Source organism: [Clostridium] aminophilum DSM 10710, from assembly GCF_000711825.1.
Classification (GTDB): Bacteria; Bacillota; Clostridia; order Lachnospirales; family Lachnospiraceae; genus Clostridium_R; species Clostridium_R aminophilum.
Genome location: NZ_JONJ01000001.1, coordinates 326,056 through 338,569, shown reverse-complemented (window position 1 = coordinate 338,569; position 12,514 = coordinate 326,056). Strand labels below are relative to the sequence as shown.

Sequence of the window (12,514 nt, the reverse complement as noted above, 5' to 3'; positions counted from 1 at the left end):
AGGAAAATAAAATGGCAGAAAACAAATGTCCGCAGTGTGGGGCACCGATTGACCCGGGAGCAACTGAATGCAAGTTTTGCGGAGAAAAATTAGCAGGTCAGCAGGTTCAGCAAGTACAGCAAGTACAGCAGGCTCAGCCGGTTCAAACACAGCCTCAGACACAGGTTGTAATTCAGCAGGCAGCTCCGCAGCAGATTTATGTATCAGGGATTAGTCCGACATGGCCGATCAAGAGCAAAGTTGCTGCAGGACTGTTAGCAATATTCTTGGGCGGTATTGGAGTACACAAGTTTTATCTTGGAAAAACAGGAATGGGAATACTGTATCTGCTGTTCTGTTGGACCGGAGTTCCAGCTGTAGTAGGTTTTATTGAAGGTATTCTGTACCTTTGCTCAAATGATGAGAACTTCCAGCTGAAAAACCACGTGAGAATTGGTTGATGCCATGAAGAAAGCGATAAAATTTATATATTGGATAATGATGTCTGTTATGTTTCTTTTGTTGATTTGGAGAGAAAAAAAGGTTAATGAATGGAGTCATTTTACTTTGGATAAATAAAGTGACCATATGTTTATTTGCATATGTATGTGCCTTTTGATTGAACAATTGACATAATCAATGGGGAAAGATATTATCGCGAAATCAAAATGAATTATATGTAGTATTTATAGAGGCATATGGAAAGAGATCGTTAGAGATTCATTTTATGAATTGGTGATCGATGGGTAAAGGTTTATCGTGAGTCAGCTGGCTGAAAGCGCGAATCACAGATTGATTATTGTTACATCGGTTATTCAAAGTTGACCAAAATGGGAAATGATCGAAGCGCTCTTTTAATATGCCTCTATTAGTTAATTGTTACCATCTTGGATATTAAGTTTTTTGGGGAGGCGGCTGGTATAAGATGATTTGTAGCAAGTGTGGTAAGGAGATAAGTGACAATGATACCTTTTGTCAGTTTTGTGGAACCAAAATCAGAGACAACGAGCTCAATGATGGTTCGAAAATTCTAAACAATAGTTTACAAGATGGGTTGCATCACAATTATGAAAACCAAGAAAAAGCTTTTAATCATAGTAGGGAAAGAAGGAGTTTGATCACCCTGATTTTTGATTATAAAGTGTACTTGGTGGTTGTGACGATACTTACGATTGCGTCACTTATTATTGGATGGGCGAGTAATCAATGGAAAAAAATATCTGAGGATAGCAAAATTACAGGAGAATTATCTCGTTTTATCGGAGAATCGGAAGAATCGTTTTTAAAAGATACAGGATTAAGTAGAAATGATGCTGGATTCTATCCGACGATGGATGATATGATAGTCTATTTTGATGACGGTAAAGTAGCTACAATATTGCTTAATAAAAGTTCAAATAAAAATTATGATAAATGCTCTTTGTTTGGATTGAAAATAGGGGATGTTTTAGAAGATGTTCAAGATAAACTCGCTCAATACGAATATGTTGATACACAAGAAAGTGGTATGGGAGCACAAAACGCTAAGTGTGATGTGTATAGGGTTTCATCTGATAATTCGATGATATCAGTTACCTATGCTAAGTGGGATCATGCTATCCTGTCCATAAATTATGTTGGCGGAATCTGCGTAGAAGATGGGGGGATAACCCAAGAGGCATCAGGAGAAAGTGAAGAAACGTATTCGGCGGAAAATGTTAAAAAATTGGAAGAAGCAGGAGAGTTGTATAAAAAAACTGAAGAGAATAATACTAATTCGGGATACCTGATACCATATAGCAGTGATACCATTTTGTCTGATACGGATCTTGCGGATTTTTCAGCACAGGAGCTTACATATGCAAGAAATGAAATCTATGCACGTCATGGATATTTGTTTAAATCAAGAGAACTAAATAAGTATTTTAATAGCCAAACTTGGTATATTCCAAATCCAAGCTTTGATGGAACGTTATATGGCGTTGAAAAAGACAATGTTCTTTTCATAAAAAACTTTCAAGAGAAATATGGATTACAGTACAAACCACAATAATGAAATTGCAAGGAGAAAAAAACTATAAATATTTTGCGTTTGCGTCTTGTAAGCGCAATTGCTATTTTCGTTGAAAAGAATATTGCAGATTAGAATAGGAAAAACGATGATGATTGTGAAAATTATATGGTGCATAATTCTTGTTTACAGTATTGCGGAACTAATAGCAGTTTGGGCCGGATGGTTTAAGTATTTACATGTGGGGTTTAAAGAACAGAAACTATCTGCAGGAGGTGTGGCGGGCAACTATTTAAAACTGGCAGTTAAAACAATTATTCCTGGAATTATAGGAATGATTGGGGCAATGGTTGTTTTGGCAAAATAGATTATTCTTTCAGAGCTGAGAAGGTGCTGTTAGCATTATTGGTCGAATCTTGATATGTGACAGCACCTTACACATAATAGGTAGATATTGTGATGTTCAATGCAACAGAATACCAAACAATCTCTTTATTTAGGAACTTCTCAAGATTCTTTACCGAGGCATTTGATAGTGGCGGGAAATCCGTGTAACGTTATAAGGACGATTTCTTTTTATTGAATAATGATTTTTCAGTGCAGGTATCTCACGCGGGATAGCTGCTCTTTTTCAATAAAGGGAAGCATACTTAAAAAAATCGATTTAGATGTTCTGGACCGTTTTATGTTTTATATTTTACTCGCATGAAGATTTGCGTTATACCTGAAGTATGTAAGGGCATGGAAAACGCATAATCTTGCTTGATAGGGAGACGGATATGGATTACAGAAAATTTGGAGAGACATATTATGTAAGACTTGATCGTGGAGATGAGATCATTGGATCACTGCTGGATGTCTGCGAAAAAGAGAAGATAAAGTCTGCAACCTTTTCGGGAATCGGCGGATGCAGCTCCGCGGAGATACAGACGTTTATCCCTGAATCAGGGCAGTTTGAAGTGCGAAATCTGAAAGGAATGCTGGAACTTGTCTCACTGATCGGCAATGTTGTATCGGATGAGAGTGGAATACTGCATCATCATACCCATGCGGCATTTGCATATAAAGAAAACGGTGAACATCATATGGATGCAGGACATATAAAGTCGGTGGAGGTTCTCTATACGGCAGAAATCGAGCTTAGGCCGGTGGTGGGTGGGAGCATCGGACGAAAATCGGATCCGGAAACGGGAACCGGATTCTGGGATTTTTAAGGTCCTGACGATTACGCGCCTTCCTTCCGGATAAGCATAATCTCGATCTCCGGAAGAAACAGGACATTCTCAAAAAGGGGGGAGAGTCTCGAAATCGAGGCTCTCCTTCTTTCAAATTTCTGTTATTTTGCCATGATCATGCGGAACATCTCAATGACCTGCTCTTTGGTTGCTTCACGGGGATTGCCCGGATAGCAGGCGTCATTCAAGGCATCCGTTGCAAGCGTATCCAGATCTTCTTCTTTGATCTTGTCCAGGGTTGTCGGAATGCCAACGTCAGCGGACAGCTTTTTCACCGCTGCGATGGCAGCATCGCGGTATTCGTCCTGCGTCATATTGTCCACGCCTTCGACGCCCATTGCGCGAGCCACTTCTTTCAGCCTTTCACCGGTATACTCACGGTTGAATTCCATGGAAATCGGAAGGAACATGGCGCAGGCAACACCATGAGGAGTATCATAATGTGCGGATAAGGTATGAGCCATGGCATGATCGATGCCGAGACCTACATTGGAGAAGCCCATTCCGGCAATATACTGTCCCAGAGCCATTCCCTCGCGGCCTTCCTTCGTGTTTTCCACCGCTCCGCGCAGATTTCTGGAAATCAGCCGGATTGCTTCCAGATGGAACATATCGGTCATTTCCCAGGCGGCTCTTGTCGTATATCCTTCGATGGCATGGGTTAAGGCATCCATACCGGTTGCGGCGGTAAGGCCTTTCGGCATGGAAGCCATCATTTCCGGATCGACGACAGCGACAATCGGCATGTCATGGGGATCAACACAGACAAACTTTCTTTCCTTTTCAACATCGGTGATGACATAGTTGATGGTAACCTCTGCTGCGGTACCGGCTGTTGTCGGAACGGCGATAATCGGAATGCACGGATTCTTCGTCGGTGCAACGCCTTCCAGAGAACGGACATCTTCGAATTCCGGATTGGTGATGATAATACCGATCGCTTTGGACGTATCCATGGAAGAACCGCCGCCGATCGCAACAATGCAATCCGCTCCGGAGGCTTTAAATGCAGCGACTCCGTTTGTTACATTTTCGATGGTCGGGTTCGGCTTAATGTCAGAGTAGATCTCATAGGGAATCTTTGCTTCATCCAGGAGAGCGGTTACTTTACCGGTAACCCCGAATTTCACAAGATCCGGATCCGACGCCACAAAGGCTTTTTTGAAGCCGTTACTCCGGATTTCATTTACGATCTCCGCAATCGCTCCGGCGCCATGATAAGAAGTTCCGTTCAACGATATTCTGTTTGCCATGCTGTTAATACCTCCTCTTACACGATTAAAACCTCCAACTACAAAAGTATTTCAGTTCCTTCTTCATGATAACACACATGGATATCAAATGTCTGTTTGTCTGTCCGCCGATTGACGGATATAATGTCCGTGGCGTAAAGAGCGGAAGGATAATTTTCCGGATTTCTCTGAATATAGCCCGCAAATAAGCGGATGTTAATTTGCGTTGCTTGCGGTAACCGCTCTTTTGAATATAGAATTGGACAGCAAGAAGGAGGCAGTGATTATGCTTAACGAAAATCTCAAAAGAATCAGAAAATCAAAGGGGTTGTCACAAGAAGAACTTGCAGTCAAACTGAACGTAGTACGACAGACGGTTTCCAAATGGGAACGCGGACTATCCGTCCCGGACTCAGAAATGCTGATTTCTGTATCGGAGGTTCTGGAAACACCTGTCAGTGTTTTGCTGGGGGATACAGTAGAAAACAGCGAATCGAATGACTTAAAGTCAATCGCAGAAAAACTCGAAGTCATTAATTTACAGCTTGCAAATCAGAAGAGAACAAGACGAATAATTTTACATTGGATGTTTATTATGATAGGGGTTTTAATCGTCTTGATATTCGTGATGATTTGTGTGGCAGGAAGTCCATATTTGAATTGGGATTACAGTGATCCGGAAACGGCTGTTGTTGGTGTTGCAATGCATGCATTTGAATTCTTATTTGTCAGGATAGCGCCTTTGGCCTTTATCGCAGCGATTGTTGGTGCTGCGGTCACTCGGAACAGAGATTAGGGAAATTTCTTCTGATGACATTATTTCACCTGCACAATATTGAAAGTGACTCATCTTCCTGTTAAACTAAATTGCATATGACGCTGGCTCCTTCTCAGGAGGGATGGGAAAGAATCGGCGAAAAAAATACATAACAGGGGGACAAAATGAGAACGTACAAAAAAATCATGAACGCCGTAACGGCCGTAGAACATTTTGTGCTGGCAGTCAGTCTTCTGCTGGTGCTTGTCCTGACCTTCGGCAATGTCATTATGCGTAAAGTCTTCCAGCACTCGTTGGGATTTACGGAAGAACTGACCGTCGCGGTCTTTGTTCTGATCTCCATGCTTGCGGCCGGTGTCGCGGCGAGATCGGGGGAACTGGTGTCGCTCACCATTCTTCCGGATGCGCTGGACCGGCATGGGAAGAAAGTCCTGAACCTGATCCGCACGGCGTGCTGTGTCGCTTATTCCGCGCTTCTGACCGTGGAAGGTTTCGGCCGAATGGCGGCGGATTCGACCTATACGCCGATTCTTCATATCGCGAAGTCGGTTTTCTGGGGATTTATTGCGATCGGCGGCATTTCCCTGATGCTTCACTTTATTGAAAACTGCATTGATTTTCAGGCGCAGCCGGAAGCGGGAACAAATCCCTGTCCGGGCAGCGAACCGATGAATCCTGCGGAAACCGTGCCGCAGGATTCGATGAAAAAAACAGCGGAGAAATCTGAGAAAGAATTCACAGCAGAAAAGGAGGACAAGTCATGATCACAGCAGTATTGTTCCTTTCCTTTTTTGTATTTCTGATCCTTGGACTTCCGATCGCGATCTGCCTCGGCGCGAGCAGCGCGCTGGCGATTTTTTACGCGTCGAATTTCGTGCCGCAGTTCTCCACGCTGACGCTCAGCATGATTGCGACCAATACCTACACGGGAACCGCGAAGTTCCTTCTTCTGGCGATTCCGTTTTTTATCCTGTCGGGAAATATCATGGCGAAGGCCGGAATTTCCACGAGACTGGTCCGATTTATCGATGATCTCGTCGGCCATACGAGAGGCGGCATGGCGATCGTCTGCGTCATCGTTGCCTGCTTTTTCGGCGCGATCTCCGGTTCCGGCCCGGCGACGGTTGCGGCGCTCGGATCGGTTCTGATCCCTGCGATGATCGCCTCCGGCTTTACACCGGCATTTTCCGAAGCGCTCATGGCGGCGGCCAGCGCTATTGCGATTGTCATTCCGCCGTCTATCGCGTTCGTGGTGTACGCGTCCATCGTCGGTGTCAGCGTCGGCGATATGTTCATGGCCGGCATTATCCCGGGAATCATGATGGGTGCCGCGCTGTGCATGGTTGTCGTGCTGGAGGCGCGAAAGAGAAATATTCAGCCGGTTCATCCGAAGCGCTCGGCGAAAGAGCGCTGGACGAGTTTCAAGGATGCGTTCTGGGGACTTCTGATGCCGGTGATCATTCTCGGCGGCATTTACGGATCCGTCTTTACTCCGACGGAGGCCGCGGCGGTATCGGTTGTCTACGGCGCGTTTGTCGCAGTGTTTGTCTACCGTGATGTGACACTGAAGGATATGTGGGAGATTCTTGTGGAGTCCTGTAAGACCACCGGAAACATCATGCTGGTTGTCGCGTCGGCGTCCCTGTTCTCCTATTGCTGCACGCTGTTTGGTATCTCCCGCGGCGCGCAGATGCTTCTTGCCGGAATCGGTGAGAATCAGGTGGTATTCCTGATCATTGTCAACATTCTCTTCCTGATCGCCGGATGCTTCATCGATGCCAACTCCGCCATGTACATCTTCATTCCGATCATGGCACCGGTGGCAGAGAATCTGAATTACAGCCTGATCGCGTTCGGCGTTGTGGCGACGGTAAACCTCGCGATCGGACAGGTTACCCCGCCGGTCGGCGTCAATCTCTTCGTGGCCATGGGCGTTCGCATCGAGGATGCGGCAGAGAAACTGAAGGGCGAGGCGAAAGAACTTGTCCGTGTGACTCTTCCGATGATCTCAAGAGCGGTTGCGCCGATGATCGCGGCGACGCTCTGCGTACTGGCAGTTGTGACTTATATTCCTCAGGTGAGCACGGTTCTTGTGGCAGAAGCGGCCGGAAAGAGCGCGCCGAAGAGCAAGGCGACGTCGTTGGACGGATCGCTTCACGACTGGCGGGATTCCGAGCATCACAGTGCGGAGGAAAATGCCGCCGTCTACACGGGATCGGACCCGTGGCCGGATGTGACCTGGAACTTTGACTGTTCTCCGGGCGAAGCCTGCACCTGGGCACAGGCGGGCTACTATTTCAACGCGCTCATGCAGAAATCCACCGGCGGCATGGTGAAAGTGGATGTCTATCCGGGCGAGCAGCTCACCAACGGCGATCAGGTTGCCGGAATTCAGGCGCTTATGGACGGCGACACGATTCAGGTATCCTTCCATTCCAACCTGATCTATGCAAACTTTGATCCGAGATTTAATGTGGTGTCGCTTCCGTATATCTTCGACGATTACAGCGATATTGACCGGACATTTGCCGGAAAGGGCGGGGAAGAGCTGAAAAATGTTCTCGCCGAGTACGGTCTGGTCTGCGAAGGAATCGGAGACAACGGTTTCCGCCAGATCACGAACTCCAAGCATCCGATCCGGTCGGTTGCGGATCTGGAAGACATCAAGCTCCGCATCTGCTCCAATGATCTGTGCTCTCACGTCTACAGCCTGTGGGGCTGCGACGCGTCCGCAATGAACTGGGCGGAGACCTACACGGCGCTACAGCAGGGAACCATCGACGGACAGGAGAATCCGGAGCCGTCCATTGATTCCGCGTCGGTACAGGATGTGCAGAAGTATATGTCCTGTTGGAATGCGTATTACGACTGCATTTTCCTCTGCATCAACCAAAAGGCGTATGATCAGTTCACGGATGAACAGAAGAAGGTCATCGACGAGAATGCGAGGAAAGCGGTAGAGTATCAGAAGGAGATCAACCGCCTTCAGATCGAGGAACTTGTGGACAAATGGGAGACGACCGGTGCGATGGAGATCACCCGCCACGAGGAGATGGACAGTGATTCCTTCCGGAAGGCATCGGAACCGGCGTATACCTGGTATGAGGACCGTCTGGTTTCCCAGAAGGGCATGAGCAGTGCGGATGCAAAAGAATTTGTGGAAGCATTTCTGAAGAAATAATGGGAAAATGAAGAGCTTCGCGGGGATGCATAGCCGCTGAAGCGAAAGATGTCACCTTACGGGGACCAGCGGCGCATGTCGGCATAATTGTTTTGAGGCAGTCATGTCTCACCGGCGAGGATGCTACCGTGGTCAGAAATGTGAAACATAAAAAATGAAAAACAAGAAGCCCCCGGCTTTCGCCGGGAGCTTCTTGTTTTTTAGGGGAATGGTAGGTAAAAAAGGAGTAGTTCCTTTAACTTGTAAGCAATTTAATTTTTGGGGGGACCGGGCAGTTTTCACTGCCCGGCATGAGTATGAAAAAGTTTTTATTTGGTCGCTGTCCTCTCGAACAACTATCTAAAGTATAAAGGAGAGATGTGACAGGAGTATGTGGAATCTCTAAAAAAAGAATAAAAAATCTAAATTAATAATTTCATTTCGAAAGGAAATCAAAACGAATCGGGAAGAACAGAAAAAGAAGTGTAAGAATGAAGAACAGAAAAAGAAGTATAAGAATCGAAGAACAGATTCGAAATGGAGAACAGAATGGAGGAACAGAATCGAAATAAAGAAAAGAACCAAAATAAAGAACAGAATCGAAAAAGCTCTTCCGGAAAAATCCGGAAGAGCCTGATCATAATGGGGTGTATGGAATACTCACTGGACAATGAAGTTTACCACTCTTTGTGATAAACGGTTTTACCGCTCTTGATAACGGTTTCCACAAGGTTTACGCCGGTGTGGTACGGAAGATACTGGATGGATGGGAACTTCAGGAAGATAATATCAGCCTGTTTTCCTTCCTCGATGCTTCCGATCCGGTCCGCGCGGTCAACGGCAGCTGCGCCATTGATGGTCATCGCGGTAATTACTTCCTCGATGGACATATTCATGTAGATACATCCGGTGGCGATCATCAGCGGAATGCTGTTGCTGAAGCAGCTTCCCGGGTTGAGGTCGGATGCCATGGCAACCGCGCAGCCGGAATCGATCATTTTTCTTGCCGGAGCGTACGGCTCACGGAGGCAGAATGCGGTGAGCGGGAGAACGGTGGAGATGGTTCTTCCCTCCGCCATCATGCGAATACCCTCATCGGATGCCTTCAGAAGATGGTCTGCGGAGAAGGCGCCGACTCTGGCTGCCATCTCGGATGCGCCGAAGCCCGGCGTGATCTCGTCGGCGTGAACTTTCAGCTTGAAGCCCATTTCCGCGGCCTTCGTGAGATAGTACTCGGAATCCGGAACGTCGAAAACGCCTTTTTCGGTGAAAATGTCGGCGAATTCGGCAAGACCTTTTTCTTTCACTTCCGGCATGACTTCCGTCAGCATATAGTCGAGGAATTCACGCTCTTTGCCTTTCCACTCCGGGAGCACGCTGTGCGGGCCGAGGAAGGTGGAAACGACATCAACCGGGTGGGAATCATTCAGTTTCTTATAGGCTTCGAGCATGCGGATCTCGGTGTCGTGATCCATGCCGTAGCCGCTCTTTCCCTCAACGGTGGTTACGCCGAACTCGAGCATGCGGTTCATGCGTTCCAGACCGAGGGCAACGAAATCATCGACGGAAGCATTGCGTGTCGGCACAACGGTGGCATTGATGCCGCCGCCGCGTTCCATGATGGACATATAGCTGTCGCCCTTGAGACGCCAGCCGAATTCATCGGCGCGGTAGCCGCCGAAGAGAAAATGAGTGTGAGAATCGACAAAACCCGGCATGACAGCCTTTCCGGTTGCGTCGATTACTTCGTATTCCGGAGAATCCTTGACGATGCGGTCCAGCTCTTCGGTTGTGCCGACTGCGGTGATCTTATCATCTTCGATGATGACCGCTCCGTCATGAATCAGGCCGATATCGGACATTTCTTTGCCGCGTTTTGCGGTACGGCCCTTGCAGGTGACCAGTTCCGCTGCGTGGCGGATATAGCGTTTGCTCATGGGTAATCCTTTCTATTATGATTCAAAGGATGCAGACGTTCTGCCGGGCAGCTCGTCTGCATCCTTATCAGCTATGATGTAAGAAGGTTATTTGTGCTTTGCCTTTGCTGCCGCAAATGTCTTCTCAACAAGATCGTCATCGGCGATGAACGGTACGGTGATGTGATCGCTGTCCTTGAACTGTTTGTTGTAGGAAGCAACGGTCTCAACCGCATGCTCGTTTCTCGCCCAGTTTCTTCTGGAAACACCAACCATGGTATCCCACGGAACGGACTCCCGGATGATCTGGTCTGTGAGTTCGCTTCCGTCAAGGACAAGGCCGAAGCCGCCGTTGATGGATTTGCCGATACCTACGCCGCCGCCGTTGTGGAGAGCGACAAGGCTCATGCCTCTTGCGCAGTTTCCTGCGAAGCACTGTGTTGCCATATCTGCGGTGAACTGAGAACCATCGTAGATGTTGGATGTCTCTCTGTACGGAGAATCGGTACCGCCTGTATCGTGGTGGTCACGGCCAAGCATAACAGGTCCGATCTTTCCTTCACGTACCATCTCATTGAACTTCAGAGCGATATCGCGTCTGCCGAGCGCATCCTGATAGAGGATACGGCACTGTGTTCCGACAACGAGCTTGTTCTTGTCAGCGTCGCGGATCCATACCCAGTTGTCGCGATCCTGGAATCTGCGGTTCGGGTCGATGATTTCCATTGCAGCGTGGTCGGTAGCAAGAAGATCCTCATGCTTGCCGGACAGGCAACACCAGCGGAACGGGCCGTAGCCGTAGTCGAAGAGCATCGGTCCCATGATATCCTCAACGTAGGACGGGAAGATGAAGCCTTCGGTTGTGTCGTGGCCGTTCTTTGCGATCTCCTTGTTTCCGGCATCATAGATTGCCTTCATGAAGGAGTTGCCGTAATCGAAGAAGTAAGCGCCGCGCTTAACCAGCTCCTGGATGAGGTGGAAGTGCTTGGTCAGTGTCTCATTGACCAGCTCGATGAACTTCTCTCTGTTGTTGCCGAGCAGCTCGGTTCTCTCTTCGAAGGTGATGCCGGCCGGGCAGTAACCGCCGTCGTACGGAACGTGGCAGGAAGTCTGGTCGGAGAGAAGCTCGATCTTCTCGTTGTTATCTACAGCGTACTGAAGGAGATCAACGATGTTGCCGTGGAATGCGATGGACATCGGCTCTTTCTTCTCCATGTACTCGTGAGCGATCTCGAATGCCTCCTTCGGAGTCTCTGCGATCTTGGAAACCCATCCCTGTGTGTATCTTGTCTCGATACGGGAGTAGTCAACCTCGGCAACGATGCCGACACCGCGGGCGATCTCGATTGCCTTCGGCTGTGCACCGGACATGCCGCCCAGACCGGATGTTACGAAGAGGTGGCCTGCAAGGTCGCCGTCCTCCGGAACACCGAGGTACTTACGTCCTGCGTTCAGGATGGTGTTGAAGGTACCGTGAACGATACCCTGCGGTCCGATGTACATCCAGCCGCCTGCAGTCATCTGTCCGTAGGAAGAGCAGCCCATTGCGGTGAACTTTGTCCAGTCGCGAAGGTTGTCTGCCTCACCGACGAGAAGGCCGTTGGTAATGATAACACGCGGAGCCTGCTTATGGGAATGGAAGAGTCCGAGCGGATGACCGGACATAACAACGAGTGTCTGCTCATCGGTCAGAACTTCCAGATATTTCTTGATCAGCTGATACTGCATCCAGTTCTGGCATACAGCACCGGTCTCGCCGTAAGTAACGAGCTCGTACGGATAAAGAGCGACATCCGGATTCAGGTTGTTCTCGATCATAACCTGGAATGCTTTACCCTGAATGCAGTTGCCTTTGTACTCATCGATCGGCTTTCCGTATAACTTCTCCTTCGGCATGAAACGGTATCCGTAGATACGACCTCTGGTGAGAAGCTCTTCCATGAACTCCGGAGCGAGCTGCTCGTGAAGTTCTTCCGGAACGTAGCGGAGTGCGTTCTTCAGAGCCAGCTTCATTTCGTGATCGGTGAGCTCCAGATCTCTCATCGGAGCACGGCGGAGAGACGGATCAAACTTCGGATACTCCGGAAGAACCGGATCCAGTTTGATCGTCATGCATTCATTGATTTCCTTGTTCGTCATCATAGCGATATACTGTCCTTTCTTTATCCTTACGGATTCATAATGTTCTCTGTGGGGTTCATTCGTCTATTAGGGTAAATGGGCG

At 48.0% G+C, this 12,514-nt stretch carries 10 protein-coding genes; 7 read left to right on the top strand and 3 right to left on the bottom strand.

Annotation, left to right across the window (positions count from 1 at the left end; genetic code table 11):
* Nucleotides 1-11: 11 nt before the first annotated feature.
* The 4 genes from BR86_RS0101490 (at nucleotide 12) to BR86_RS0101470 (ending at nucleotide 3,183) form a co-directional block, all read left to right on the top strand.
* Nucleotides 12-440: a TM2 domain-containing protein gene (locus BR86_RS0101490; protein ID WP_031471245.1), complete on the top strand. Its 429-nt coding sequence runs from the start codon at nucleotides 12-14 to the stop codon at nucleotides 438-440.
* Between the two features lie 464 nt (nucleotides 441-904).
* Nucleotides 905-2,011 carry a YARHG domain-containing protein gene (locus tag BR86_RS0101480; RefSeq protein ID WP_031471244.1) on the top strand — a complete coding sequence of 369 codons (1,107 nt, stop codon included), beginning with the start codon at nucleotides 905-907 and terminating at the stop codon, nucleotides 2,009-2,011.
* 106 nt (nucleotides 2,012-2,117) lie between these two features.
* The gene (locus tag BR86_RS0101475) at nucleotides 2,118-2,336 is read left to right on the top strand and encodes a hypothetical protein (RefSeq protein ID WP_031471243.1); all 219 of its coding nucleotides are present in this window, start codon (nucleotides 2,118-2,120) and stop codon (nucleotides 2,334-2,336) included.
* Nucleotides 2,337-2,748: 412 nt separating this feature from the next.
* Nucleotides 2,749-3,183 carry a PPC domain-containing DNA-binding protein gene (locus tag BR86_RS0101470; protein WP_031471242.1) on the top strand — a complete coding sequence of 145 codons (435 nt, stop codon included), beginning with the start codon at nucleotides 2,749-2,751 and terminating at the stop codon, nucleotides 3,181-3,183.
* Between the two features lie 122 nt (nucleotides 3,184-3,305).
* Here the strand turns inward: BR86_RS0101470 and fucO are convergent, their stop codons facing one another.
* A complete protein-coding gene (fucO, locus tag BR86_RS0101465; protein WP_031471241.1) occupies nucleotides 3,306-4,457 on the bottom strand; it encodes a lactaldehyde reductase in 1,152 nt (383 codons plus the stop codon).
* Between the two features lie 265 nt (nucleotides 4,458-4,722).
* Here fucO and BR86_RS0101460 point away from each other — a divergent pair, with 265 nt between their 5' ends.
* The 3 genes from BR86_RS0101460 (at nucleotide 4,723) to BR86_RS15485 (ending at nucleotide 8,395) form a co-directional block, all read left to right on the top strand.
* Nucleotides 4,723-5,232: a helix-turn-helix domain-containing protein gene (locus BR86_RS0101460; protein ID WP_031471240.1), complete on the top strand. Its 510-nt coding sequence runs from the start codon at nucleotides 4,723-4,725 to the stop codon at nucleotides 5,230-5,232.
* A 146-nt stretch (nucleotides 5,233-5,378) separates the two neighbouring features.
* A complete protein-coding gene (locus tag BR86_RS0101455) occupies nucleotides 5,379-5,978 on the top strand; it encodes a TRAP transporter small permease (RefSeq protein ID WP_051684503.1) in 600 nt (199 codons plus the stop codon).
* Entirely contained in the window at nucleotides 5,975-8,395 is a 2,421-nt protein-coding gene (locus tag BR86_RS15485) for a TRAP transporter large permease subunit (RefSeq protein WP_031471238.1), read from the top strand. Before BR86_RS0101455 ends, BR86_RS15485 begins: the two co-directional genes overlap by 4 nt.
* Nucleotides 8,396-9,051: 656 nt before the next feature.
* Here the strand turns inward: BR86_RS15485 and hutI are convergent.
* Together hutI and BR86_RS0101435 are read right to left on the bottom strand one after the other, a co-directional pair.
* Nucleotides 9,052-10,311, bottom strand: a complete 1,260-nt coding sequence (hutI, locus tag BR86_RS0101440; protein WP_031471237.1) for an imidazolonepropionase — start codon at nucleotides 10,309-10,311, stop codon at nucleotides 9,052-9,054.
* A gap of 87 nt (nucleotides 10,312-10,398) precedes the next feature.
* On the bottom strand, nucleotides 10,399-12,429 hold the full coding sequence (locus BR86_RS0101435; protein WP_031471236.1) for a urocanate hydratase: 2,031 nt from the start codon (nucleotides 12,427-12,429) through the stop codon (nucleotides 10,399-10,401).
* Between the last annotated feature and the right edge of the window lie 85 nt (nucleotides 12,430-12,514).